This is a genomic window from Pseudomonas sp. GW704-F2 (genome assembly GCF_059423025.1).
Genome location: NZ_JBWKXO010000036.1, coordinates 1 through 23804, shown reverse-complemented (window position 1 = coordinate 23804; position 23804 = coordinate 1). Strand labels below are relative to the sequence as shown.

The following is a 23804-nucleotide window of genomic DNA, read 5'->3' as shown; positions in this document are numbered from 1 at the left end:
CGTTCGGGTGCCTAAGACTGCCGCACTTTCGTCTTTCACGCCAGTCGCAGTTGGCTGATGGCGCGGCGCTATTGCACCCAACGCTGCAGGATTTGCTGCAAATCCGTGCGTTTGAACGGCTTGGCCAGGTAATCGTTCATTCCGGCGGCCAGGCAGAGTTCCCGATCGCCCTGCAAGGCGTTGGCGGTGAGGGCGATGATCGGCAGCTCGGCGCAGCCCGGCAGTTGGCGAATCTGGCGGGTGGCTTCGTAGCCGTCGATCAGCGGTAGCCGGCAATCCATCAGGATCGCGGTGAAAATCAGGCTCTCGGCGCTGCGGATCGCTTCGGCGCCGTCGGTGGCCAGGCTGACCTCAAAGCCCAGGCTGCGCAGCATGGCTTCGACCACGGTGCGGTTGACCGGGTTGTCTTCCACCAGCAGCACATGGCGGCCGTCGCCCGCGCTGGCTTTGCCTTCGGCGTTGGCGGCGATGGCCGGCACGCTGTGCTGGTCGATGGCCAGCGGGATTTCCAGGGTGAACACCGAACCGCGACCTTCTTCGCTCTGCGCGCGCAGGGTGCCGCCCATACGTTCGGCCAGGGTGCGGGCGATGGGCAGGCCCAGGCCGGTGCCGCCGTAACGTCTTGAAATGGAACTGTCGGCCTGCTGGAACGCATCGAACATCAGTTCCAGGCGCTCGGCGGAAATGCCAATGCCGCTGTCGCGCACGGTGCAGGTGAACCACACCAGTTCATGGTCGAGGGGTTGCCAATGGGGCTCGACGCTGACGCTGCCGTGCTCGGTGAACTTGAGCGCGTTGCCGATCAGGTTCACCAGAATCTGGCGGATACGCGTCGGGTCGCCCTGCACGCGCAACGTGTCCAAGCCCGGCGGGATCGGCAGTTCGAGGCTCAGCCCGCGCTGCTGGGCGCTGTGCTGGAAGGCCTGGGCGCAGCTGTTGATCAGGTCCGCGAGGTTGAACGGAATGTGTTCCAGCTCCAGGGCCGTGCGTTCGATGCGCGAGAAGTCGAGGATGTCATTGATGACCTTGAGCAAATGTTCCGTGGACTCGGAGGCCAGCGCGGCATATTCGGTCTGTTCTTCGGTCATCTCGGTGGTTTCCAGCAACTGCAGCATGCCCAGCACGCCGTTCATCGGCGTGCGCAGCTCGTGGCTCATCATCGCCAGGAAGTCCGACTTGGCGTTGTTCGCCCGTTCGGCTTCCTCGCGGGTCTGGATCAGTTGCGCCATGGCCTGCTGCTGTTCGCGGCTGGCCTGGTTGAGGCCTTCGGCAAGGTTGTTGATGTGCCGCGAGAGGTCGCCCAGTTCGGAGTCATCGACAATCGGCAGCGGGGTCTTGTAGTCGCCTTGCTGGATCGCCTTGACTGCATTGCCCATCGCGCTGATCGGCTGCGACAGGCTGGCGGCCAGGCGCCGCGCGAGCAGGAAGGTGAACAGCAGGGCAAACAGCGCGAGCACGCCGGCCTTGAACAGAATCTCCTGTTGGCGCTGGCTGAAGGCATCGTTGGACATGCCGACGATCACCCGGCCCAGGTAGTCGGCACGCGGCGCCTTGGGTTCGTTGAGGTTGTCCTGGAAAAAGTCATTGCCCAATTGGATATGTTGCAGGCGGATCGGGGCCTGGAACACTTTGACCGACAGCGAGCGGTCGTGGTTTTCCGAAGGTTGCTCGACGTACACCAGGATGTTCTCGGCGCTGTCCTGGATCTCCAGGAAGCGCACATGGGGCGTGGCCAGCGTCGCGCGCAGCAGGCTGTCGAGCACGTCGTTGTTGCCGGAGATCACCCCGTATTCGGTGGCCGGGGCCAATTGGTTGGCGATCAACTGGCCGGTGTGGTCGAGTTCCTGGCGCAGGTCCTGGATCCGCACGAAGGTGAAGAAGCTGATCAACAGCAACGTCAGCAACAGCGCCGGCCCCAGGGTGATGAGCTGGGTGCGGGTGTTGATGTCCCAACGACGACGTAAGGTCATGGGCGTTGTTCTCCTTCGGCCAGGCGGGCGGCGACGTTGGCTTCGTCGACCTGTTCGATGCCCAGTGAGCGTGCGACTTGCGGGTTGCCCACGACTTTGAAGCGCTCCGGGTACATGGCGCGCGGCCAGCCGGCCGGCGGGTGATCGAGCAGGCGGTCGAGTACGGCCAGCCAGTCGGTCTGGTCGCTGTAAGTACTGGCCAGGCTGCCGGCCTTGACGAAGCCGGCATTGGGCCCCACCAGCGGCAGTTGCCGGGCATAACTGCTGAGCAGCAGGTTTTTCGCGGTTTTCGGGTTGTATAACTGCGGGTCGTCAAGGCCGAGCAGCACATCGCTGTTTCTGAACAAATGCTGCAGCGGGCGACTGTCGTTAATGTCGTCCCAGCGCTGGGGCACGATCTCCAGGCCCATCGGCGCGGCGTACTGGCGCAACTCGCGGAGCAGGAATTCACTGTCGGCCCCGTAGAGCACGCCGATGCGGCGGGCCTGGGGCAGGATTGTGGCGATCAGCCGCAGTTGGCGCTCCAGCGGCGGGTCACTCCACAGCAGGCTGATTTTGCCCGGCACGCCCTGGCCCAGGCGCTGGTGGGCTTGCAGGCGGCTGATGCGCAACACCAGGGTCGACGGCCCCTGGGCATCCTGCAGGCGCCAGTCGAGGCTGGGCAGGTCCAACAGGATCAGGCGCGTATTGGCCGGTAGGCGGCTGGGCACGGGCAGGTTGGCGAGGGGGGTGAAGGTCACACGGTCGTCGGGGCGCTGCTGGGTGAGCGCCTGGACGAAGGCCTGCACCCCGGCGCCGTCTTCGGCGGCGGTCAGCAGGATATTGGCGCTCCAGGCCGGTACGCTGAGCAGCAGGCACAGCAGCAGCAGGCCGCGTTGCCAGCGTCTGGGGAGAGAGAGGAGGGTCATCCGTGACTGAGCGCCCATGTCAGAACTCTAACTCCGCGCTGAAGTAGAGCACTTGGCGATGGTCGTAGTTGTTGTCGGCCCAGGTGGTGGGCTGGTTGTCCAGGCGTTGTTGCAACATGCCGGCCAGTTCCACGTTGGCGTTGCCCAGGGCCATGCGCTTGGCGACCCGCAGGTCGACCCGTTCGAAACGATAGCGGTTAAGGGCGTCGTCGCCATAGTAGAACAGGGCGCTGGACCAGCCTTGCCCCCATTCGCGCAACCAGCCGGCCGAACCGCTGTTGCGTGCGGTTTGCGCCTTGTCCAGCGGGTTGCTGGTGCTGGCGTCGACGTAAGCGTAGGTCAGCCGCAGGCGGTCGGCGTTGCTCATGCGCCAGTCGAATTGGGATTCTGCGCCGGTAAAGCGCGAGCTGTTGGCGTTGCTGGCAATGTACTGATTGTTGCGCAGCGGCGAACTGATCATGTCGGTGATTTCGTCGTAGAACAGTTTCACGTCCATGTTCAGCCCGATGTCGGCAAAAAAGCCGTTATAGCCCAATTCGCGGGATTTCATCAGTTCTTTGTCGAGGTTGCCCGGACCGCGCGTGACCACGAAGTACTGCCCGGAATTCTGCCCGTAGGCCGGCGAGTCGAGGTTGGTGACGCGATAGCTCCAGTTGACGTTGTTCTCGAACATGTCCGGCGAACGGATCGCCTCGGAGTACACCGCGCGCAGGCCGTGGCGCGGGTTGATCAGGTAGTTGACCGCCACCCGCGGCGTCAGCGAGTTGCCGCTCAGGTGGGTGTCTTCGTACATGGCGCCGCCCTGCAGCAACCAGTGCTCGCTGGCGCGCCATTCGAGCTGGCCGAACAGGCGCCAGGTGGTGTCATCCAGAGTGCCGTTGAAATAGGTGTCGGAGTCGGCGCGGTCATAGCGATAGTTCATACCGCTGACCAGGCGCAGGCTGTCGGACAGGCTCAGGGTGTCCTGGATCTCCAGGTCGTAGCGGCTTTCGCGGGTGCTTTGGTCGATGTCGCCGCATACGCTCTGGCTGGCGCCGTTGCGCCATTGGTCCAATACTTGGTTGCCCAGTGCTTGTTCGTCGGCGCTGCCGGGAGGCGCAACACTTTGGCTGTAGGTGTCCATGTGCCGGGCCAATCGCTCGGCATAATTGGGGTTGAGCTGCCACAGCCGGGTCAATTCCGGGCTGAACGACACCTTGGCGTCACAGGCTTTCCAGATCTGCCGGCGGTCCCATTGTTGGGCCGAGCCCTGGATATACAGGCTGTGTTCGGGATTGAAATCGAAATTCCAGCGCAGGGAGCCGGAATAGTCCTTGGCGGTAACGTCGGAATTGTTGCCGCCCTCGGTAATCCCGGCGAATACCGGCGTGTAGGTATAAGGACGCTGGTTGGTCCCTTCCTTGGCATTCAGTTGCCAGTCGATGCTCTGTTGCGTGTTCAGCGTCTGGCTCACCGCCAGGCTGAAGCGGTTGAGACGCCGGCCGTCACGACGGTCGGCGCCCACCGCGTTGCTGTCAAAGCCATCGTCCTGCTGCCCGGACATCGACAGGCGCAGGTCGCCGGTTTCCCAGCCCACGCCCTGGCTGGCATAGAAGTCGTTGATCCCGCGTTCGCCGCGTACCACTTTTACCCTTGAGCCGTGGCTGTCGGCCGGTGAGCGCGTGAGGATATTCACCACAGCCATCAACGCATTGGCGCCGTAGCTGACGGTGTTGGGCCCGCGGAACACTTCGATGCGCTCGATGTCTTCCATGGCCACCGGAATATCGCTCCAGTCCACCGTGGCCAGGCCTGCGCGGTACACCGAGCGGCCGTCGATCAAGACCTGCATGCGTCGCGCATCGCTGGCATTGGTGCCGTGGTAGTTCACCGCCGCCTGGTTGCCGCTGGTGTAGCCGACCATCATGCCCGGCACCAGCCGCAGCAACTCAGCGATGTCTCGCGCGCCGCTGGCCTTGATCAGTTCGCTGTCGATCACGGTCATGCTGCCGGGCACGGCGGCGGCCGATTGTTTGAGGCGAGTGGCAGTCAGCACCTGCGGCAGCGGTTGGTTGTCGAGGAACAGGTCGTCGGCGAACACTGCGCCGCTGCACAACAGCATCAACCACAACGATGAACGGGGAGGAGGGCCCAAATACACGGCACGGCCTTGATAATTACGGATAGCCGACCATGTTAACCGAGGCCGGGCCATTTGCCAGTCGTCGCCTTTGCAATTACCCCGCGTCGCTATGGCATTTTCCGACAGGCGTGTGAATTGATACGGGGGCTGGCCGCAAGCGGGGGGCTCCGTATAATGCGGCCATCGCCACTGGTATGGATTAACGGATTGCATATGACTGAACAGCGCCCTATTGCGGTCCTGGGAGGCGGAAGTTTTGGTACCGCCGTGGCTAACCTGCTGGCTGAGAACGGTCATGCGGTGCGCCAGTGGATGCGCGATCCCGAACAGGCCGAGGCCATTCGCGTCCATCGAGAAAACCCTCGTTACCTTAAAGGCATCAAGATTCATCCGGCGGTCGAGCCGGTCACCGACTTGCAGGCGACCCTGGAGGCCTGCGAGCTGTGTTTCGTCGCGCTGCCTTCGAGTGCGTTGCGTTCGGTACTCGCGCCTCACGCCGAACGCCTGGCGGGCAAGCTGCTGGTCAGCTTGACCAAGGGCATCGAGGCGCACACCTTCAAGCTGATGAGCGAAATCCTCGAAGAGATCGCCCCGCAGGCGCGCATCGGCGTGCTGTCCGGGCCGAACCTGGCGCGGGAAGTGGCCGAACATGCGCTGACCGCCACCGTGATCGCCAGTGAAGATGAAGCACTGTGTGAGCGGGTCCAGGCCGTGCTGCATGGGCGCACCTTCCGCGTGTACGCCAGTGGCGATCGCTTCGGCGTCGAGCTGGGCGGTGCGCTGAAAAACGTCTACGCGATCATTGCCGGGATGGCGGTGGCGCTGGGCATGGGCGAGAACACCAAGAGCATGCTGATCACCCGCGCGCTGGCGGAAATGACCCGCTTCGCGGTGAGCCAGGGCGCCAACCCGATGACGTTCCTGGGCCTGGCGGGCGTGGGCGACCTGATCGTCACCTGCTCGTCGCCGAAAAGCCGTAACTATCAGGTCGGTTTCGCCCTCGGCCAGGGCCTGAGCCTGGAAGACGCCGTGGCGCGCCTGGGCGAAGTGGCCGAAGGGGTCAATACCCTCAAAGTGCTCAAGGCCAAGGCCCAGGAGGCCGGCGTGTACATGCCGCTGGTCGCCGGGTTGCACGCGATCCTGTTTGAAGGGCGCACCCTGAATCAGGTCATCGAGTTGCTGATGCGCGCCGAGCCGAAAACCGATGTCGACTTTATTTCCACCAGTGGTTTCAACTGAGGAACGCGTCATGAACGATCCGAAAGCAGCTCCCAAGTACGAGTCCATCGCCCTGCGCATCTTGTGGATGCTGGTGTTTGCCCTGGTGTGGCAAGTGGCGCAATTCCTGCTCGGTGCGTTGGTGGTGGTGCAACTGATTTACCGGCTGGTCTACGGCGCGCCGAACCTGGGCCTGATGAATTTTGGCGACAGCCTGAGCCAGTTCCTCGCGCAGATCGGCCGCTTCGGCAGTTTCCACACCGAGCAAAAGCCCTGGCCATTCGCCGACTGGCCGACGCCGCGTGCGCCGGAAGGCGAAGCCGCCCACAGCGTGCCGCCAGCACCGCACCCGGTGCGCGATGAAGAGCCAAAACTGTGAAACTGTGGATTTTGCGGCACGGTGAGGCCCAAGCGCATGCCCGCACCGATGCCGAGCGCGAGCTGACCGAGCATGGCCGCGCCGAAGTCTTGCGCAGCGCGGCGCACCTGATCGGCCAGCCCATCAGCGCGATCATTGCCAGCCCGTATGTACGGGCGCAGCAGACCGCGCAGCTGGTGCGTGAAGCGCTGGGCTCCGTGCCGGACATCCGCACCGTGCCCTGGCTGACACCGGACGGCAATCCGCAGCAGGTGCTGGAAAAGCTCGACACGGATGAGAATGTGCTGCTGGTCAGCCATCAGCCGCTGGTCGGCAGCCTGACCAGCTTTTTGCAGCATGGCCATCAGCGTCAACCGCTGCCGATGTACACCGCCAGCCTGGCGGAGTTGGAGGGGGAATGCCCGCTGGCGGGGCTGATGAGCCTGGTCAGTGTGAAACATCCGTAGGCGCTTTCACTGCTTTGTGTGTGCTATATAGTCAACCGAGCAAGTGCTTGGTTGGCTATCATCGGACCACAAAGGAGCGCGTCCCATGCCCGTCGCTTTTCGTTTGCCGTTGCAGGTCTTCTTCGAACGTGAAGCGCGGCATCCGCGCAAACCCTTCCTGGTGCAGCCCGTCGGCGGCGACGAGGTACAGACCCTCACTTGGGCCGAGGTCGGCCACCAGGCCCGCTGCGCCGCGCATTGGCTGCGTGCGAGGGAACTGCCCCAGGGTTCGCACGTAGCCCTGATCTCGAAAAATTGCGCGCACTGGATCATCGCCGACCTGGCCATCTGGATGGCCGGGCATGTCTCGGTGCCGCTCTATCCCAACCTCACCGCCGATTCCGTCGCCCATGTGCTGAAGCACTCCGAGGCGGCGCTGGTGTTCATCGGCAAGCTCGATGACTGGCCCGCCATGGCGCCCGGGGTTCCGGCCGACGTGCCCACCATCGGCCTGCCGCTGTGTCCGGCGGGTGACTTGGATTTCAGCTGGACCGAGCTGCAAGCCTGTTCACCGATCCAGGATCAGCCGCTACCTGCCGCGTCGGATCTGGCCACCATCATCTACACCTCCGGCACCACCGGCCTGCCCAAGGGCGTGATGCACAGCTTCGGCGCCCTGGGCTTTGCCGCCACCGGTGGCACCGAATTGTTCGGCCTGGGGGAGGGTGACCGGCTGCTGTCGTACCTGCCCTTGTGCCATGTGGCGGAGCGGATGTTTGTGGAATTGGCGGCGATCTATACCGGGCAAACCGTGTATTTCGCCGAAAGCCTTGAGACTTTTCTGAGGGACCTGCGTCGGGCACGGCCGACGGCGCTGTTCGGGGTGCCGCGTATCTGGACCAAATTCCAGATGGGCGTCTACGGCAAGATCCCGGCGACGCGCCTGGAACGCCTGTTGCGGCTGCCCTTCATCGGCAAACGCGTGGGCCGCAAGGTGCTGGCCGGCCTGGGCCTGGACGCGTTACGCATTGCGCTGTCCGGCGCGGCGCCGGTGCCCGAAGCCTTGTTGCGCTGGTATCAACGCCTGGGCCTGGATGTGCTGGAGGTGTACGGCATGACCGAGAGTTGCGGCTATTCCCATGTGTGTCGCCCCGGCCAGCAGACAATCGGCTGGATCGGCCTGCCGTGCCCGGGCGTTGAAGTGCGTATCGACCCGCTCGGTGAAGTGCAGGTGCGCAGTGGCGCGACCATGCTCGGTTACTTCAAGGACCCGGAAAAAACCGCCGAAACCCTCACCCCGGACGGCTTCCTGCGCACCGGCGACAAGGGCGAGCAGGACGCCGAGGGCCGTCTGCGCCTGACCGGGCGTCTCAAGGAAATCTTCAAGACCAGCAAGGGCAAGTACGTGGCCCCGGCGCCGATCGAAAACCGTCTGGCCGAACATGCACGGATCGAACAGGTGTGTGTGGTCGGCGACGGCCTGCCTGCGCCGATGGGCCTGTGCGTGCTGTCGGCGGCGGGCCCGGCGGATGCGCGCCAAGCCTTGCACGGCAGCCTTGAGCGCTGGCTGGAGCAGGTCAACGCGGCGTTGGACAAGCATGAGCGCCTGCGTCAATTGGTGGTGGTGAAAGACAGTTGGGCGGTGGAAAACGGCTTCCTGACACCGACCTTGAAGATCAGGCGCAATGTCATCGAATCGACCTACGGCCCACAGTTTCAGGTGTGGAGCGAGCGCACCGAAGTCATTCTGTGGCAGGATTAGGGCCATCATAAAACCAATAGGGACAACGGTATGAGCCTGTGGCGCACCCAACCCAATATCGAGCAACTCAACGCTCTGCAGAAAAACACCATCGGTGAAGTGCTGGATATTCGCTTCGAAAGTTTCGACGAAGAATCCCTGACCGCCAGCATGGTGGTCGATCAGCGTACCCATCAGCCCTACGGCCTGCTGCACGGCGGCGCGTCGGTCGTGCTGGCCGAAAGCGTCGGCTCCATGGCGGCCTACCTGTGCATCGATGCGAGCAAGTTCTATTGCGTCGGCCTCGAGGTCAATGCCAACCACCTGCGCGGGGTGCGCAGCGGGCGGGTGACGGCGGTGGCGAGGGCGATTCATATCGGCCGCACCACCCAGGTGTGGGACATCCGCCTGACCAACGATGATGGCAAGTCCAGCTGCGTCTCGCGCCTGACCATGGCCGTAGTGCCCCTGGGCGAGAACCCGCCGGCGCGATAGGCGTGGCGTGAGTGTCATCATTCCTGGCGGTTACGGTCATTGCCGTAACGGTCGGGCGTGGTGACAATCAATGTCTGTTTTTATAGATGGAACCGGTATGTCGCAGCACGTGTTTTTTGCCCACGCCAATGGCTTCCCTTCGGCTACCTACGGCAAGTTGTTTGCCGGCCTGGCCCCGGAATATACCGTCGCGCACCTGCCGCAGCACGGCCACGATCCACGGTTTCCGGTGGACGACAACTGGCAGAACCTGGTGGACGAACTGATCCACCATCTGCAACAGCAGCCCGAACCGGTGTGGGGCGTGGGCCATTCCCTGGGCGGCGTGTTGCATTTGCACGCGGCCATGCGCTGCCCGCAGTTGTATCGCGGCGTGGTGATGCTCGACTCGCCGGTGCTGACCCGTGCCGACCGCTGGGTGATCCGCGCCGCCAAGCGCTTTGGTTTTATCGACCGCCTCACCCCGGCCGGGCGCACCCTGGGCCGCCGTGAAGAATTCGCCGACCTGGACGCCGCGCGCAGTTACTTCGCCGGCAAGACCCTGTTTCGCGGCTTCGACCCGGAATGCTTCGACGCTTACCTGCAACATGGCCTGTATCAGGTCGGCGATCGCCTGCGCCTGCGTTTCGATCCGGCCACTGAAATCAGTATCTACCGGGGCGTGCCCCACACCAGCCCGGGCCAGGTGCGCCAGTTGAAAGTGCCGCTGGCGGTGGTGCGCGGGCGCCAGAGCCGGGTGGTGATGCGCCACCACGCCAGCGGCGTCGGGCGCCTGCCCATGGGAGAAATGCTCACCATGCCCGGCGGCCACATGTTCCCCCTCGAACGCCCCCAGGACACCGCGACCTTGCTCAAGCAGCTGTTCGCCCGTTGGGAAACCCGCGAGCGCAGTTGCGCATGAGTACGCCGGTCGAAGAAGTGCGCCTGAGCCTGCCGCATATCGAATTGGCCGCGCATCTGTTCGGTCCCGAAGACGGTCTGCCGGTGATCGCCTTGCATGGCTGGCTGGACAACGCCAACAGCTTCGCGCGGTTGGCGCCGAAACTGCAGGGCATGCGTATCGTCGCCCTCGACATGGCCGGCCACGGGCATTCGGCGCATCGTCCGACGGGGGCCGGTTATGCCCTGTGGGATTACGTCCACGATGTGCTGCAGGTCGCCGAACAACTGGGCTGGAAACGTTTTGCATTACTTGGCCATTCCCTCGGCGCCATCGTCTCCCTGGTATTGGCCGGTGCCTTGCCGGAGCGGGTGACGCACCTGGGTTTGATCGACGGTGTGATCCCGCCGACCGCCACTGGCGAGAACGCCGCCGAGCGGCTGGGCATGGCGTTGCAGGCGCAATTGAACCTGCAGGGCAAGCGCAAGCCGGTCTACGGCAACCTTGATCGCGCCGTCGAAGCGCGGATGAAAGGGCTGGTGGCCGTCAGCCGCGAAGCCGCTGAACTGCTGGCCCAGCGCGGGTTGATGCCGGTGCCGGGCGGTTACACCTGGCGAACGGACAGCCGCTTGACCCTGGCATCGCCGATGCGTCTGACCGACGAGCAAGCCATGGCTTTCGTGCGCCGCGTAGGTTGCCCTACTCAACTGGTGGTGGCCGCTGACGGCATGCTGGCGAGACATCCCGAATTGCTTTCCCAGCTACCGTTTACCGTGACGACCCTGCCCGGTGGCCATCATTTGCACTTGAATGACGAGGCGGGCGCGGTCCTTGTTGCAGACTGTTTCAATCGGTTCTTCTCTGCACCTTGACTTGGCGCGGTCAACTGCCGAGGCTGGGCGGATTGAAAGGGAGTCAACCATGAACGATCTCAACACCGATCTTGAAACTGCTGCGACCTCCGATGGCCAGGGCTCAACTATCCGATGAGCGTGCGTAAAGGCTGTATCCGTGCCCTCGGGCTGTGTGTGTTCAGCCCGTTGGTGTTCGCCGCCGATGTGCCGGGTAGCCAGGACTTGCCCGCCGTGGCCCGTCAGGTCGACGCGCAAATCGTCGATTATCGTCCCGCCGAAGAAAAAGAGCGCATCTACCCCATGGGCGCGATCCGCAAGATCAGCGGCCAGTTGCGTTACGAAGCCCAGGCCACCGCGCGCGGCCAGGCCACCGCCATCACCTATGAACTGCCCGCCGAGCACACCTCCAGCGCTGCGTTCACCGCCACGCGCGAAGCGCTGCAGCAGCAGGGCGCGCAGCTGTTGTTCTGGTGCCAGGCCCGTGACTGCGGTGAAAGCAGCCTGTGGGCCAATGAAGTGTTCGGTAATGCCAAGTTGGTCGGCGCCGATGGCCAGCAGGAATACCTGCTGTTGCGTCTGGCCGCCCCGCAGGACAATTCCCTGGTGGCGTTGTACGGCATCACCCGCGGCAATCGCCGGGCTTACCTGCATGTCGAACAGATCGATGCCGGCACCCCGCTTGGGGAGCTGCTGCCGACCTCCGCCACGCTGTTGCGCGAACTCAAAAGCACTGGCGAGCTGGATTTCCCGGCTTTGGGAACGGACCCCGATGCCACCTGGTTGACCCTGATTTCCCGCGGTTTGAACCTCGACACCACCCTGCGTGTCAGTTTGACCGGCCCCCATGCCGAAGCGTGGCGCCAGGCCCTGATTGACAAGGGCGTGCGGGCCGCACGCCTGGAAACCGGTACCGAGCCAGCCAAAGGCCTGCACCTGCATCTGATACGCTGACCGAAACAGGGCGAACGGACCCGCGCCGTTCGCCTAAACTGACTGCCTTCAGCCTTTTCCTAGAGAAACTCCATGCTCAATAACGATCGCCTGCTGGTGCAAATCCTGCTGCTGGTGCTGTTCGGTGCCAGCTTCTGGGTGATGGCGCCGTTCTGGTCGGCGCTGTTCTGGGGGGCGGTGCTGGCGTTTGCCAGTTGGCCGCTGATGGTGTTGCTGACCCGCTGGCTGGGCGGCCGCGAATCCCTGGCCGCTGGCATCCTGACCTTGGGCTGGATGCTGCTGGTGGCGGTGCCGCTGGTATGGCTGGGGTTCAACCTCGCGGACCATGTGCGCGACGCGGTGGCGTTGATCAAGGATATTCAGGTCGACGGTTTGCCGGCGGCACCGGCCTGGTTGGGGTCGATTCCCTTTGTCGGAGAACGGCTGGTGGCGATGTGGGACAGCATCGACCAGCAAGGCGCGGCGCTGATGGTCAGCCTCAAGCCGTACCTGGGGCAGGTGGGCAACTGGCTGCTGGCGCGCAGCGCGCAGATCGGCGGCGGCATCCTGGAGCTGACCCTCAGCCTGGTGTTCGTGTTCTTTTTCTACCGTGACGGGCCGCGCCTGGCGATGTTCGTCCACCGCCTGCTGGAGCGCTTGATCGGCGAACGTGCCGGTTACTACATCGAACTGGTGGCCGGCACCGTGCAACGCGTGGTCAATGGCGTGATCGGTACGGCGGCCGCCCAGGCGGTGCTCGCGCTGATCGGCTTCCTGATCGCCGGGGTGCCGGGCGCGCTGGTGCTGGGTATCGTCACGTTCCTGCTCAGCCTGATCCCCATGGGGCCGCCGCTGGTGTGGATTCCGGCCACGGCCTGGCTGGCGTGGAAGGGCGATTACACCTACGCAGTGTTCCTCGGCGTGTGGGGCACGTTCATCATCAGCGGCGTGGACAACGTGCTCAAGCCGTACCTGATCAGCCGTGGTGGCAACCTGCCGCTGGTGATCGTGTTGCTCGGGGTATTCGGCGGCCTGATCGCGTTTGGTTTCATCGGCCTGTTTATCGGCCCGACCTTACTCGCCGTGGCGTACAGCCTGCTGATGGATTGGAGCGCGACCCAGGCCCAGGGCCGCCGCGAAGACGAACCGCTGTAGCTGATTGACCAAGATTTATGGGGGAGCTGGCCGGCGTTGGCCGTCAGGCGCGGGGCAACCACATCACGGCGGTCAACCCGCCGCCCGGGGTTTCCTCCAGGCTCAACCGTCCGCCCAGGCGTTCCACCGCGTCCTTGGCGATGGTCATGCCCAGGCCCACGCCGCCGGAGTTGCGGTTACGCGAGCCTTCGAGCCGATAGAACGGTTCGAACACCGCCTCGCGCTTGTCGGCGGCAATCCCGGGGCCGTGGTCGATTACGCGGATGGTCAGGGCCTCGCGGCTGTCCTCCAGCTCCACGCGCGCGCTGCCGGCGTAGCGCAAGGCGTTGTCGATCAGGTTGTTGAGGCATGAACGCAACGCCATCGGCTGCACCTGCAAAGGCGCACAGGTGCCGGCACATTGCACATTGGAACCTTGGTCCTGGGCGTTCTCACTGATCGACTCCACCAGCGCCTGCACATCCAGCCAGTGCCGGCTTTCGCTGGTGCGTTGTTCGTGCAGGTAGCTCAAGGTGGCGTCGAGCATGCCGATCATGTCGTTCAGGTCCTGGCGCATCTGGCCTTGCAGCTTGGCGTCTTCGATCTGCTCCAGGCGCAGCTTGAGGCGCGACAGCGGAGTGCGCAGGTCATGGGAGACCGCGCCGAGCATGCGCGCGCGCTGGCCGACTTGTTCGCGAATACGTTTTTGCATCAGGTTGAAGGTTGACGCGGCCTGCTGGGCTTCGCGGGGGCCGGACTCGTCGAGAGGCGGGCTGTCGAGGTCCAGGCTCAAGCGCTCGGCGGCCTCACTCAGGCGCTGGATCGGCCGGCTCAACAATTTGGCGCCATACCAGGCGGCGATGATCAACGAGAAAAACTGAAACGTCAGCGGCACCACCGGGCCGCCAAACCATGGGCGAGGACGTTTAGGCAGGGGCCTCATCGTGCCGTCCGGTTGCTCGACAAAGGTGGCCTTTGGCGGCGGCGGAGGCGGGTCATAGTGGTGGAACCAGAAAAATGCCAACGCATGGGCCAGTACAATCGCCAGCAGCAACACACCGAACAACCGGCCGAACAGTGTGTTGAGGGCGTTACGCATCAGCCGATATCCCGTGCGTCGAACAGATAGCCTTCACCGCGCACGGTCTTGATCAACTGCGGTGCTTTGGGGTCATCGCCCAGCTTCTGGCGCAGGCGCGAAACCAGCAGGTCAATGCTGCGATCGAAGGCCTCGATGGAACGACCGCGGGCCGCATCCAGCAACTGTTCGCGGCTCAACACCCGGCGCGGCCGCTCGATAAACACCCACAGCAGGCGGAACTCGGCGTTGGACAGCGGTACCACCAGGCCATCGTCGGCCACCAATTGGCGCAACACGCTGTTGAGACGCCAGTTATCGAAGCGGATATTGGCGCGCTGCTCGGTGCGGTCGTCGCGCACCCGGCGCAGGATGGTCTGGATGCGCGCTACCAATTCACGCGGCTCGAACGGCTTGGACATGTAGTCGTCGGCGCCCAGTTCCAGGCCGATGATACGGTCGGTGGGTTCACAGCGGGCGGTGAGCATCAGGATCGGAATGTCCGACTCGGCGCGCAGCCAGCGGCACAGCGACAGACCGTCTTCGCCCGGCAGCATCAGGTCGAGCACCACCACATCAAAGGTTTCGGCTTGCATCGCCACGCGCATCGCGGCGCCGTCGGTGACGCCGGTGGCGAGAATATTGAAGCGCGCCAGGTAGTCGATCAGCAGTTCGCGGATCGGCACATCGTCGTCGACAATCAGCGCGCGGGTGTTCCAGCGCTTTTCATCGGCGCTCACCGCGTTTTTTTGCTCGTCGTTCAGCGGGACGGAAGTATGCATAGTGCGATCATCTGCCTGGTGGTAGCGGTCAGCATAGGCGCCCAGCCCCATGGCTGGTAGTGCTGGTCGGTGGGTCGTGCGGGCGAGGCTAGCGGTAGGGCGTGTTGAGGGCATGTCGTGAATGTATCTGATTTGATACAAATGGCCGAAAGGTCCGCCTGAGTGCGCTTGGTCAGTATTTACCGATCATCGGATCCCGCAACGGCGTCGCTTGCGCTACAATCCGCGCCGATTTCGACTTGCCTGAGAGCCCATTCCAATGTCCGTCTGCCAGACTCCTATCATCGTCGCCCTGGATTACCCCACCCGTGACGCCGCACTGAAGCTGGCTGACCAGTTGGACCCGAAGCAGTGTCGGGTCAAGGTCGGCAAGGAACTGTTCACCAGTTGCGCCGCGGACATCGTCGGCACCCTGCGTGACAAAGGTTTCGAGGTGTTCCTCGACCTGAAATTCCACGACATCCCCAACACCACCGCGATGGCGGTCAAGGCTGCCGCCGAAATGGGCGTGTGGATGGTCAATGTACACTGCTCCGGCGGCCTGCGCATGATGGCCGCCTGCCGTGAAGTGTTGGAACAGCGCAGCGGCCCTAAACCCTTGCTGATCGGTGTGACCGTGCTGACCAGCATGGAGCGCGAAGACCTGGCCGCGATCGGCCTGGATATCGAACCTCAGGAGCAAGTGCTGCGCCTGGCGGCCCTGGCGCAAAAAGCCGGCCTCGATGGCCTGGTCTGTTCGGCGCTGGAAGCCCGGGCGCTCAAGACCGCCCACCCGTCGCTGCAATTGGTCACCCCGGGGATTCGCCCGGCGGGCAGCGCCCAGGATGACCAGCGCCGTATCCTCACGCCGCGTCAGGCGCTGGACGCCGGCTCGGACTACCTGGTGATCGGCCGCCCGATCAGCCAGGCGGCGGACCCGGCCAAGGCATTGGCGGCAGTGGTCGCCGAGATCGCCTGATCGATCACCGATCAACCATGTGGGAGGGGGCAAGCCCCCTCCCACATTGACATCTGCTGTGTATCAGCTGACTTTGAGCACCAGCTTGCCGAAGTTCTCCCCGTTGAACAGCTTCATCAGCGTCTCCGGGAACGTCTCCAGTCCCTCCACAATGTCTTCCTTGCTCTTGAGCTTGCCCTGCGCCATCCAGCCGGCCATTTCCTGCCCGGCGGCGGCAAAGTTCGCCGCGTGATCCATCACCACGAAGCCTTCCATGCGTGCGCGATTGACCAGTAATGACAAGTAGTTGGCCGGGCCTTTTACCGCGTCCTCGTTGTTGTACTGGCTGATTGCACCGCAGATCACCACGCGAGCTTTGAATGCCAGGCGGCTGAGCACGGCGTCGAGAATATCGCCGCCGACGTTATCGAAATACACATCCACGCCCTTGGGGCACTCGCGCTTGAGCGCGGCGGGCAGGTCTTCGTGTTTGTAATCGATGGCGGCGTCGAAGCCCAGTTCATCCACCAGGAACTTGCACTTGTCGGCGCCACCGGCAATGCCCACCACACGGCAGCCTTTGATCTTGGCGATCTGCCCGGCAATGCTGCCCACCGCCCCGGCCGCGCCGGAGATCACCACGGTTTCGCCGGCCTTGGGTGCGCCGGTCTCGAGCAGGGCGAAGTAGGCGGTCATGCCGGTCATGCCCAGCGCCGACAGGTAGCGCGGCAGGGGCGCAAGCGTGGGGTCGACCTTGTAGAAACCACGCGGCTCGCCGAGGAAGTAATCCTGCACCCCCAGGGCGCCGTTCACGTAGTCCCCGACGGCGAATTTAGGGGTGTTCGAGGCGATCACCTTGCCTACGCCCAGCGCCCGCATCACTTCGCCGATGCCGACGGGCGGAATGTAGGATTTGCCCTCATTCATCCAGCCGCGCATGGCCGGGTCGAGGGACAGGTATTCGTTGCGCACCAGCACCTGCCCGTCCTGTGGCGTGCCCACCGGCACTTCCTGGTAGGTGAAGGTCTCCCGCGTGGCCGCGCCGACCGGGCGTTTGGCGAGCAGGAACTGGCGGTTGGTCTGGGCAGTCATGGCAAGGACTCTTGAGAAATGAAGCCTGATTGATAGACCCATAATGGCCTGCGAGCAAGGTCGGCCGAGGGCTGCGAATGCTTGGCGATAGGCTTCGATGATAGTCAGCCAGGCGGTCTTATCATTGTGATTCATGCAGCGCTAACCGGCCTTCTGATAGTGCTGACGCGCCGCTGTCGGGCTTGGCTAGACTCGGCCCACGGCTATTTCTCCCATAGGACATCCCCCATGAGCATGACGTTTTCCGGCCAGGTCGCCCTGGTAACCGGCGCCGCTGCCGGTATTGGCCGCGCCACCGCGCTGGCGTTTGCCGCCGAAGGTTTGAAGGTAGTGGTTGCCGACCTCGACGTAGCGGGCGGCGAAGGCACTGTCGCGCTGATCCGCGAGGCCGGTGGCGAGGCGCAGTTCGTGCGCTGCAACGTCACCCTGGAAGCCGACGTGCAGCAATTGATGGCGCAGACCATTGCCGCGTATGGCCGCCTGGACTACGCCTTTAACAACGCCGGGATCGAGATCGAGAAAGGCAAGTTGGCGGACGGCACCCTCGATGAGTTCGACGCGATCATGGGCGTCAACGTCAAGGGCGTGTGGTTGTGCATGAAGTACCAATTGCCGTTGTTGCTGGCCCAGGGCGCTGGTGCGATCGTCAACACTGCGTCGGTGGCGGGGCTGGGCGCTGCGCCGAAGATGAGCATCTATGCCGCGTCCAAGCACGCGGTGATCGGCCTGACCAAATCGGCGGCCATCGAGTACGCGAAAAAGAACATCCGCGTCAACGCGGTATGCCCGGCCGTGATCGACACCGACATGTTCCGCCGTGCCTATGAAGCTGACCCGCGCAAAGCCGAATTCGCCGCGGCCATGCACCCGGTCGGGCGCATCGGCAAGGTCGAGGAAATCGCCAGTGCGGTGTTGTACCTGTGCAGTGACGGTGCGGCGTTCACCACCGGCCACGCCCTGGCAGTGGACGGCGGCGCCACCGCGATCTAGGACTCCAAGCCGCACCTCATTCGAAAAAGTTTGAGGTGCTGTGGGGCATTTCCATAGCTGGCAAAACGCCGTGATCCAATGTGTATCAGGAGGTAAATAAGTCAATAAAATCAATACTTTAGTTACTGTTGGCGACCGGTTGGAGCGGGCTTCTGTGCTTAACTGTTTTGGGTTGAATAACAGATAGTTAAGTGAGTGGCTCATGGATTTAGGGATCGATCGACAAGCCCTTGTACCGGTGGTGCAGCAAATCGTCAGCGCGGTGGCGGAATGGATTCGCAAGAGCGGGGTCAGCCCCGGTACACGCTTGCCGTCCATCCGCCAACTGGCCCTCGACAACCTGCTCAGCCAGTCCAGCGTGATCGAGGCATTCGAGCGCATGGAGGCCCAGGGTCTGCTGACCTCGAAGCAGGGCTCCAGGTTTGTGGTGGCGCAGCCTCCGGTGGCTCAGGAACGCCACTGGTATGAAGGCGCGGAGCGAGAGTGGGGCGCTTTCACCGACAGCCCGTTGGGCGAGTTGAAACTCGGCTGCGGTTGGCTGCCGGACGCCTGGCGCGAAAGCGATGACATCAGCTACGCGATCCGCGAAGTCAGCCGCATCGATACCGGCGGCCTGTTCAACTACAGCACGCCACTGGGGCTGCCGGCGCTGCGCGAGCAACTGCTCAAGCGCCTGACCCAGATTCACGTGGCCACCAGCCTCGACCGCATTCTCACCACCCATGGCGCCAGCCATGCTCAAGACCTGCTGATCCGCACCTTGCTCAAGGCCGGCGACACGGTGGTCGTGGAAACCCCCGGTTATGGCAACCTCTTTCGTCAGTTGGCCTTCCACGGCGTCACGCTGCTGGAAGTGCCGCGTACCCAGGGCGGCCCGGACGTCCCGGCGCTGGAAGCCCTGCTGCGTGGCCATCGTCCCAAGTGCCTGTTTATCAACAGCCTGTATCACAACCCCACCGGCACCAGCCTGTGCCGCAAGGTGGCCGAGCGTTTGCTGGCGCTGGCGCACAGCGAAGACTTTCTGATCATCGAAGAAGATGTCTACGCCGACCTGCAACACGCCAGTTGCACGCGGCTCTCGGCGTTGCCCCATGATGACCGGGTGATCTATGTCTCGAGTTTTTCCAAGACCCTCAGCAGTGCCCTACGCGTCGGCTACCTTAGCGCCAGTTCGCCGATCATTGCGCAATTGGTACACCTCAAGACCCTCACCGGCATCGGCACCTCGCGTTTTGCCGAAGCGGTGATGGCCACGTTGCTGGCCAACGGCACCTATCGCAAATGGGTGCAGCGCCTGCGCAAACGCCTGAACGCGCAAATGGCCGCGACCTTGCAGGTGCTGGAGGATGAGGAGTGGCAGGTGTTCGCCGTGCCCGCCGGCGGCATGTTTGTCTGGGCGCGGCCTCGCATGGCCGACCGTTCACGCTTGCAGGCATGTGCGCGGCAACTCGGCGTGTTGATGTCGCCGGGGGCGCTGTTCAGCCCCACGGGTGAACACAGCGAGTGGCAGCGCATCAATGTGGCCTATGCTGCTGATCAGCGGGCCCTGGCGTTGTTCCGCGCCGCGGGGCCCGCCAGATCGACCTCGACCATTCTGAAAACGACGAGTGTGTAGCTTTTTGCCATTATTGTGGCGCCAACGACTTGTGTTCAGGGCCTTGGGGTTGCGAATCTCGCTACTGGGAAACCGGACTTGATGGCATCCGCCATTGCAAGAGGATTCGAGTGCAATGATTTCGGCCGTGCAACGACGTTTCGCCAACCTCGGTATGGCGAAAAAACTGGGTTTGGGCTTCAGCCTGGTGCTGCTGTTGACTGCGTTGGTCGCAGCGATTGGCGTGTGGTCCCTGCAAACCGTTGGCCTGCGTTTCGAGGGCCTCAAGAGCATGTCTTCGCTCAACAGCGGGCTGCTCAAGGTGCGTTTGATCGAGCAGGACTACGCGCTGCACGCCGACCCCAAGTCCGTCGACGCCCTGCATGAGCAAGTCGACGCCTTGGCCGCCCTGGCCGCCAGCCTCAAGGCCGAGTCTGCGACCAACGTGCCGCTGATGACGGAGGTCGAACAGGCCCTGGCGGCTTACCGCAAGGCGTTCGATGAGTTCGTCGAACTGACCCAGACCAAGGACCTGGCACTGGAAATGGCCAGTTGGTCGGTGTCCAGCGTGGCCAATAACCTCGATGTGTTGCAGGCCGGCCTGGCCGACGATGGCGCCTATGGCCTCAAGGAAAGCCAGGGCAAGGAGGGCGCCGAGTTTATCGAGCAGGCGGGGCAGGTCAGCCAGGTTTCGCGGTTGATGCTGCAAGCCATGAACGAGGCCCATGTGCGCCTCGATCAGAGCCGCAAAGGGCAGGAAGACAACGCCGAACAAGGCAAGATCGAACAGGCCGAGCAGGCGCTGGCCCAGGTCGAGTTACTGAAGACCTCGGTCAAGGACGCCGGTTACCAGACGGTGCTCAATGAGGTCGGCGGGCATATCGCTGCGTTCAATGAAAAGCTCGGCGAATACACCGGCCTGCTGGCCCAGGAAAAAGTGGTCTACAAACAATTGCATGATCGCGCCGATCAAGTGGTCAGCCGCGTCGACCAGGCGTATGCCGCCGAAGATCAGTCGATGCAGGCGCAGTTGAAGAAAAGCGCGCTGCTGATCATCGGCTCCTCGGCCCTGGCGCTGTTGATGGGCTTGATTGCTGCCTGGGTGATTACCCGGTTGATCGTCGCGCCGCTGCGCCGGGTGATCGCGGTGGCCCAGCAGATCGCAGCCGGCGATTTGAGCGGGCGCATGGACGTCAGTCGCCGCGATGAAATCGGCCAGCTGATGCAGGCGATGCAACAGATGGGCAGCGGCTTGAGCGATATGGTCAGCAGGCTGCAAGCGGGCATCGAGCAATTGGCCAGTTCGGCGCATTCGCTGTCCAGCGTCACCGAGCAGACCAACATCGAGGTCAGCAGCCAGAAGGAAGAAACCGAGCAGGTCGCCACGGCGATGAACCAGATGACCGCCACGGTCCACGATGTGGCGCGCAACGCCGAAGAGGCCGCACAGGCTGCGCAGACCGCCGATGACAAAGTCGACAGCGGCCAGCAGGTGGTGCGCCAGAGTTTGCAGCGCATCGAACAGCTGGCCACGTCCAGCACCAGCGCGAGCGCCAGCATCGACAGCCTCAGCAGCGAAATCCAGAACATCGGCAGCGTGTTGAGCGTGATCAAAAGCGTGGCCGAACAGACCAACCTGCTGGCGCTCAACGCAGCCATCGAGGCCGCGCGCGCCGGTGAGCAAGGCCGTGGTTTTGCGGTGGTGGCCGATGAGGTGCGGGCGCTGGCCAAGCGCACCCAGCAATCGACCGAGGAGATCGAGCGCCTGGTCGGCACCTTGCGCAGCGCGGCGCAAGCGTCGGTGCAGCAGATCCAGCAGAGCGGCGAGTTGGTGAAGCTGGCCGTCAGCGATGCGCTGGAAACCGAAAGCGCGCTGGGCAGCATTGCGGTCGCGGTGTCATTGATCCAACAAATGAATCAGCAGATTGCCGCAGCGGCCGAGCAACAGAGTTCGGTGGCCGAAGAGATCAACCGCAGCGTCACCAGCATTCGCGCGAGTGCCGATCAATCGGCGTTGAGCATGCAAGGCAATGCCGCGTCGAGTATTGCGCTGGCGCGGTTGGGCGCGGAACTCAAGGGCATGGTGGGGCACTTCCGCCTTTGATCGCCGCCGCCGGGCCGCGATCAAAGGGCCGGGGCGCGATCAGGCGTGGTTGGCGAGGAAGGTCAGCAGCGCTTCATTGACGAAGTCCGGGTTCTCGCGGCTGGAGATATGCCCGGCGTCGGGAATCAGGCTCAGGCCGCAGCCGATCAGGCTGGCCATCTGCTCGGACTCGGCGGGTGGGCGAGGCGTGTCCTGTTCGCCGCACAGCACCAGGGTGGTGTCGGCGTCCAGGCGTGACAACTGCTCCAGCACATCTGCGCGGCTGAAGATCAGCCGACCCAGGGGCACGATGCTGTCCAGCAGGCGCGCCGTGGGGTAGCCCTGCAATACTTTGCGGAAATCCTGGTACAGCGCCGATGCGTGGTCGATGCCCGGGCGGAAAAAGATCGGCGCGACCACATCCAGCAGCGGCTCGGGGATGGCGCCGGCGTCTTCGATCATCTTGAACAGCGAAAAGTAGTGCTGGCGCGTGGCCTCGGGCTCGGCGCCGAGGTAGGTGTCCATCAGCACCAGGCTGTTGACCCGCTCGGGTGCCAGCAGGGCCAGGCGTGCGCCCCACATGCCGCCGACCGACAAACCCACCAGATTGACCTGGGCAATCTGCAACTGGTCGAGCAGTGCCAGGGCCTGGCGCGCCAGGTCGTCCAGGGAGCGCGTGTGCGCCGGCAGCGGCCCGGACTCGCCGTGGCCCCACAGTTCGGGGACGATCACGCGGTATTGCTGCGACAGCGCTTCGATCTGCGGTGCCCACATGGCGCGGTCCCACAGGTAACTCGAACCCAGCAGGACGACCGGGCCGCGGCCCTGGTCAACATAGTGCAGCGGTTGTCCATCAATCACGGCGACAGGCATAGCGGGCCTCTAACTTCACGGAGTGAGGGGGACTTTTGTACGCGAGTCGACGGCGAGGGGATAGATGCTAAATGATGGCATGTGGCGAGGAGCGCTCGCCACATGGGGTGGGGGAGGTCAGTCGTAGATGACTTTTTTCTTCCACTCGGCGTCGGTGTCGGCGACTTTCAGGCCTTCGGTCAGTTCGTTGACTTCATCTTCCGCCGGTTTGCTGTTGGTCAGCACCGTGGAGTTGGCGCGCGCCAATTGACTCTCCAGCAATTGCAGTTGCTCTCTGTAGATCGCCGGCTCAGGCTGTTTGCGCAGGTACTGCACGCCGCGCTCGAAGGCCAGGCGCGCCTGGCCCGGCTGGTCCTGTTGCAGGGCATGCTGGCCGAGGTTGTTGAAGAACTCGATGTGCAGCAGGACCAGGATGTGGCGAATCTCCCTGATCCAGTGCTTGGCTTCATTGGCCGGCAGAAAACCGTCCTGGGCCGCGCGGGTGACCTGGCCGTGCAGGGCTTCGAGCAGGAAGCGCACGTCCTTGGCCTTGGCTTCGGTCTGGATCGGGCCGGGCGGGTTGTTGACCGGGATCGATTCGCCCTGGGCCACCAGCGCATTCAGTTCGGCGATCCGCGCCTTGAGCGGTGCGCTGGACTTGTTGAGGTGCAGCAAGCGCTGGTTGACGTTGAGTTCCAGACGGGTCAGCAGCAGCTTGAGTGCCGGAGTCATCAACTGGCCGGGGAAGGTCTCGGTGATTTCACCACAGCGACGCAGCCGGTCATTAAGCTCGATCACGGTGCGTTGCTTTTCCAGTTTGTTGTTTTCCACCACATGGTTCATATAGCCAATGGCGATCAGTATTACGATCCCGGCTATTACCAGCAGGGTGATCATGAGTGGTGTCACCGGTGCGACCTCTTTATAGGGTTTGCTGTGGAGTGTAGTGACTGAGACATCTGCCGGATAGGACTGTTCGACCAGTTGCCCAGGTAGTTTCTTCTATATACGTAAGCATTCCCTGCGTAGATGCACAATGCCATCAGTTGCTGAGCGAACTATAGCGTCTTGTCGGGCGCCAGAATATAGGCGTCAAGGCACGGACGCGCAGAATGCCCGCACGGGTCTGGAAACGGGGGCGAAGTCATTGATTTAAATAAATTTATCCTGGGGGGTTGACGACCTTTCAATCCATCCATAGAATGCGCGCCACTTGCAGCGTAAAGCACACAGCGAAACGCGGCAGGGAGTGAATGTTGTACGTGTGTCCCCTTCGTCTAGTGGCCTAGGACACCGCCCTTTCACGGCGGTAACAGGGGTTCGAGTCCCCTAGGGGACGC

Annotated in this window: 21 protein-coding genes, 1 tRNA gene and 1 pseudogene; 15 read left to right on the top strand and 8 right to left on the bottom strand. The window is 63.3% G+C overall.

The window, feature by feature from the left end; translation table 11 throughout:
• Positions 1 to 68: 68 nt before the first annotated feature.
• From AC07W0_RS24195 to AC07W0_RS24185, 3 genes are read right to left on the bottom strand one after another with little or no spacing between them, the layout of a single operon-like run.
• On the bottom strand, positions 69 to 1970 hold the full coding sequence (locus AC07W0_RS24195; protein ID WP_102618155.1) for an ATP-binding protein: 1902 nt from the start codon (positions 1968 to 1970) through the stop codon (positions 69 to 71).
• Positions 1967 to 2896 carry an ABC transporter substrate-binding protein gene (locus AC07W0_RS24190; RefSeq protein WP_046486370.1) on the bottom strand — a complete coding sequence of 310 codons (930 nt, stop codon included), beginning with the start codon at positions 2894 to 2896 and terminating at the stop codon, positions 1967 to 1969. The genes AC07W0_RS24195 and AC07W0_RS24190 overlap by 4 nt, the downstream gene beginning before the upstream one ends.
• 1 nt (position 2897) lies before the next feature.
• Positions 2898 to 5018 (bottom strand): TonB-dependent receptor plug domain-containing protein, encoded by a 2121-nt coding sequence (locus AC07W0_RS24185; protein WP_319017436.1) that lies wholly within the window; start codon positions 5016 to 5018, stop codon positions 2898 to 2900.
• 195 nt (positions 5019 to 5213) lie between these two features.
• Between AC07W0_RS24185 and AC07W0_RS24180 the strand changes: the two genes are divergently transcribed.
• The 9 genes from AC07W0_RS24180 to AC07W0_RS24140 all read left to right on the top strand — a co-directional run bounded on the left by AC07W0_RS24180 (position 5214) and on the right by AC07W0_RS24140 (position 13077).
• Positions 5214 to 6239 carry an NAD(P)H-dependent glycerol-3-phosphate dehydrogenase gene (locus tag AC07W0_RS24180; RefSeq protein ID WP_017846784.1) on the top strand — a complete coding sequence of 342 codons (1026 nt, stop codon included), beginning with the start codon at positions 5214 to 5216 and terminating at the stop codon, positions 6237 to 6239.
• A gap of 10 nt (positions 6240 to 6249) precedes the next feature.
• A complete protein-coding gene (locus AC07W0_RS24175) occupies positions 6250 to 6597 on the top strand; it encodes a DUF4389 domain-containing protein (RefSeq protein WP_017846785.1) in 348 nt (115 codons plus the stop codon).
• On the top strand, positions 6594 to 7043 hold the full coding sequence (sixA, locus tag AC07W0_RS24170) for a phosphohistidine phosphatase SixA (RefSeq protein WP_102618153.1): 450 nt from the start codon (positions 6594 to 6596) through the stop codon (positions 7041 to 7043). The genes AC07W0_RS24175 and sixA overlap by 4 nt, the downstream gene beginning before the upstream one ends.
• 85 nt (positions 7044 to 7128) lie before the next feature.
• Complete coding sequence (locus AC07W0_RS24165) at positions 7129 to 8784, top strand: AMP-binding protein (protein ID WP_046384186.1); 1656 nt, start codon at positions 7129 to 7131, stop codon at positions 8782 to 8784.
• A 30-nt stretch (positions 8785 to 8814) separates the two neighbouring features.
• Positions 8815 to 9258 carry a hotdog fold thioesterase gene (locus tag AC07W0_RS24160; RefSeq protein WP_017846788.1) on the top strand — a complete coding sequence of 148 codons (444 nt, stop codon included), beginning with the start codon at positions 8815 to 8817 and terminating at the stop codon, positions 9256 to 9258.
• Between the two features lie 97 nt (positions 9259 to 9355).
• Positions 9356 to 10159, top strand: a complete 804-nt coding sequence (locus AC07W0_RS24155; RefSeq protein WP_102618152.1) for an alpha/beta fold hydrolase — start codon at positions 9356 to 9358, stop codon at positions 10157 to 10159.
• Complete coding sequence (locus tag AC07W0_RS24150; RefSeq protein ID WP_017846790.1) at positions 10156 to 11010, top strand: alpha/beta hydrolase; 855 nt, start codon at positions 10156 to 10158, stop codon at positions 11008 to 11010. Before AC07W0_RS24155 ends, AC07W0_RS24150 begins: the two co-directional genes overlap by 4 nt.
• 114 nt (positions 11011 to 11124) lie before the next feature.
• Positions 11125 to 11943 carry a DUF4892 domain-containing protein gene (locus tag AC07W0_RS24145; protein ID WP_046486363.1) on the top strand — a complete coding sequence of 273 codons (819 nt, stop codon included), beginning with the start codon at positions 11125 to 11127 and terminating at the stop codon, positions 11941 to 11943.
• A 72-nt stretch (positions 11944 to 12015) separates the two neighbouring features.
• A complete protein-coding gene (locus tag AC07W0_RS24140) occupies positions 12016 to 13077 on the top strand; it encodes an AI-2E family transporter (protein ID WP_046486361.1) in 1062 nt (353 codons plus the stop codon).
• A 43-nt stretch (positions 13078 to 13120) separates the two neighbouring features.
• Here AC07W0_RS24140 and AC07W0_RS24135 read toward each other — a convergent pair whose 3' ends face one another.
• Positions 13121 to 14155, bottom strand: coding sequence for a sensor histidine kinase (locus tag AC07W0_RS24135; RefSeq protein ID WP_046486360.1), 1035 nt, complete (start codon positions 14153 to 14155; stop codon positions 13121 to 13123).
• Positions 14155 to 14916, bottom strand: a complete 762-nt coding sequence (locus AC07W0_RS24130; RefSeq protein WP_032804413.1) for a response regulator — start codon at positions 14914 to 14916, stop codon at positions 14155 to 14157. The genes AC07W0_RS24135 and AC07W0_RS24130 overlap by 1 nt, the downstream gene beginning before the upstream one ends.
• Before the next feature lie 259 nt (positions 14917 to 15175).
• On the opposite strand from AC07W0_RS24130, the gene pyrF reads away from it, so the two are divergent.
• Positions 15176 to 15874 carry an orotidine-5'-phosphate decarboxylase gene (pyrF, locus tag AC07W0_RS24125; RefSeq protein ID WP_102618151.1) on the top strand — a complete coding sequence of 233 codons (699 nt, stop codon included), beginning with the start codon at positions 15176 to 15178 and terminating at the stop codon, positions 15872 to 15874.
• A 63-nt stretch (positions 15875 to 15937) separates the two neighbouring features.
• Here the strand turns inward: pyrF and AC07W0_RS24120 are convergent, their stop codons facing one another.
• Positions 15938 to 16945 carry an NADP-dependent oxidoreductase gene (locus AC07W0_RS24120; RefSeq protein WP_017846796.1) on the bottom strand — a complete coding sequence of 336 codons (1008 nt, stop codon included), beginning with the start codon at positions 16943 to 16945 and terminating at the stop codon, positions 15938 to 15940.
• Positions 16946 to 17173: 228 nt separating this feature from the next.
• Here AC07W0_RS24120 and AC07W0_RS24115 point away from each other — a divergent pair, with 228 nt between their 5' ends.
• The 4 genes and pseudogenes from AC07W0_RS24115 to AC07W0_RS24100 all read left to right on the top strand — a co-directional run bounded on the left by AC07W0_RS24115 (position 17174) and on the right by AC07W0_RS24100 (position 21633).
• A complete protein-coding gene (locus tag AC07W0_RS24115) occupies positions 17174 to 17935 on the top strand; it encodes an SDR family oxidoreductase (protein WP_046384180.1) in 762 nt (253 codons plus the stop codon).
• 202 nt (positions 17936 to 18137) lie between these two features.
• On the top strand, positions 18138 to 19550 hold the full coding sequence (locus AC07W0_RS24110) for an aminotransferase-like domain-containing protein (RefSeq protein WP_102618150.1): 1413 nt from the start codon (positions 18138 to 18140) through the stop codon (positions 19548 to 19550).
• Positions 19551 to 19665: 115 nt separating this feature from the next.
• Positions 19666 to 20772 (top strand): annotated as a pseudogene (locus tag AC07W0_RS24105) (HAMP domain-containing protein); the annotation flags it as partial.
• Entirely contained in the window at positions 20752 to 21633 is an 882-nt protein-coding gene (locus AC07W0_RS24100; protein ID WP_370737521.1) for a methyl-accepting chemotaxis protein, read from the top strand. The pseudogene AC07W0_RS24105 and the gene AC07W0_RS24100, both read left to right, overlap by 21 nt.
• Before the next feature lie 39 nt (positions 21634 to 21672).
• Here the strand turns inward: AC07W0_RS24100 and AC07W0_RS24095 are convergent, their stop codons facing one another.
• Together AC07W0_RS24095 and AC07W0_RS24090 are read right to left on the bottom strand one after the other, a co-directional pair.
• A complete protein-coding gene (locus AC07W0_RS24095) occupies positions 21673 to 22485 on the bottom strand; it encodes an alpha/beta fold hydrolase (RefSeq protein ID WP_102618149.1) in 813 nt (270 codons plus the stop codon).
• A 117-nt stretch (positions 22486 to 22602) separates the two neighbouring features.
• Complete coding sequence (locus AC07W0_RS24090) at positions 22603 to 23373, bottom strand: hypothetical protein (protein ID WP_026139998.1); 771 nt, start codon at positions 23371 to 23373, stop codon at positions 22603 to 22605.
• Positions 23374 to 23730: 357 nt separating this feature from the next.
• On the opposite strand from AC07W0_RS24090, the gene AC07W0_RS24085 reads away from it, so the two are divergent.
• Positions 23731 to 23803: transfer RNA gene (locus tag AC07W0_RS24085), tRNA-Glu, on the top strand.
• The last annotated feature ends 1 nt before the right edge of the window (position 23804 follow it).

What these genes read in the sequence shown, in the direction of transcription:
- AC07W0_RS24130 (WP_032804413.1), bottom strand. Translation starts at nt 14,916, where the DNA reads ATGCATACTTCCGTCCCGCTGAACGACGAGCAAAAAAACGCGGTGAGC.
- AC07W0_RS24120 (WP_017846796.1), bottom strand. Translation starts at nt 16,945, where the DNA reads ATGACTGCCCAGACCAACCGCCAGTTCCTGCTCGCCAAACGCCCGGTC.
- AC07W0_RS24160 (WP_017846788.1), top strand. Translation starts at nt 8,815, where the DNA reads ATGAGCCTGTGGCGCACCCAACCCAATATCGAGCAACTCAACGCTCTG.
- AC07W0_RS24095 (WP_102618149.1), bottom strand. Translation starts at nt 22,485, where the DNA reads ATGCCTGTCGCCGTGATTGATGGACAACCGCTGCACTATGTTGACCAG.
- AC07W0_RS24190 (WP_046486370.1), bottom strand. Translation starts at nt 2,896, where the DNA reads ATGGGCGCTCAGTCACGGATGACCCTCCTCTCTCTCCCCAGACGCTGG.
- AC07W0_RS24135 (WP_046486360.1), bottom strand. Translation starts at nt 14,155, where the DNA reads ATGCGTAACGCCCTCAACACACTGTTCGGCCGGTTGTTCGGTGTGTTG.
- AC07W0_RS24195 (WP_102618155.1), bottom strand. Translation starts at nt 1,970, where the DNA reads ATGACCTTACGTCGTCGTTGGGACATCAACACCCGCACCCAGCTCATC.
- AC07W0_RS24165 (WP_046384186.1), top strand. Translation starts at nt 7,129, where the DNA reads ATGCCCGTCGCTTTTCGTTTGCCGTTGCAGGTCTTCTTCGAACGTGAA.
- AC07W0_RS24150 (WP_017846790.1), top strand. Translation starts at nt 10,156, where the DNA reads ATGAGTACGCCGGTCGAAGAAGTGCGCCTGAGCCTGCCGCATATCGAA.
- AC07W0_RS24175 (WP_017846785.1), top strand. Translation starts at nt 6,250, where the DNA reads ATGAACGATCCGAAAGCAGCTCCCAAGTACGAGTCCATCGCCCTGCGC.
- AC07W0_RS24140 (WP_046486361.1), top strand. Translation starts at nt 12,016, where the DNA reads ATGCTCAATAACGATCGCCTGCTGGTGCAAATCCTGCTGCTGGTGCTG.
- AC07W0_RS24155 (WP_102618152.1), top strand. Translation starts at nt 9,356, where the DNA reads ATGTCGCAGCACGTGTTTTTTGCCCACGCCAATGGCTTCCCTTCGGCT.
- AC07W0_RS24115 (WP_046384180.1), top strand. Translation starts at nt 17,174, where the DNA reads ATGAGCATGACGTTTTCCGGCCAGGTCGCCCTGGTAACCGGCGCCGCT.
- AC07W0_RS24180 (WP_017846784.1), top strand. Translation starts at nt 5,214, where the DNA reads ATGACTGAACAGCGCCCTATTGCGGTCCTGGGAGGCGGAAGTTTTGGT.
- AC07W0_RS24100 (WP_370737521.1), top strand. Translation starts at nt 20,752, where the DNA reads ATGCAGGCGATGCAACAGATGGGCAGCGGCTTGAGCGATATGGTCAGC.
- AC07W0_RS24145 (WP_046486363.1), top strand. Translation starts at nt 11,125, where the DNA reads ATGAGCGTGCGTAAAGGCTGTATCCGTGCCCTCGGGCTGTGTGTGTTC.
- AC07W0_RS24110 (WP_102618150.1), top strand. Translation starts at nt 18,138, where the DNA reads ATGGATTTAGGGATCGATCGACAAGCCCTTGTACCGGTGGTGCAGCAA.
- pyrF (WP_102618151.1), top strand. Translation starts at nt 15,176, where the DNA reads ATGTCCGTCTGCCAGACTCCTATCATCGTCGCCCTGGATTACCCCACC.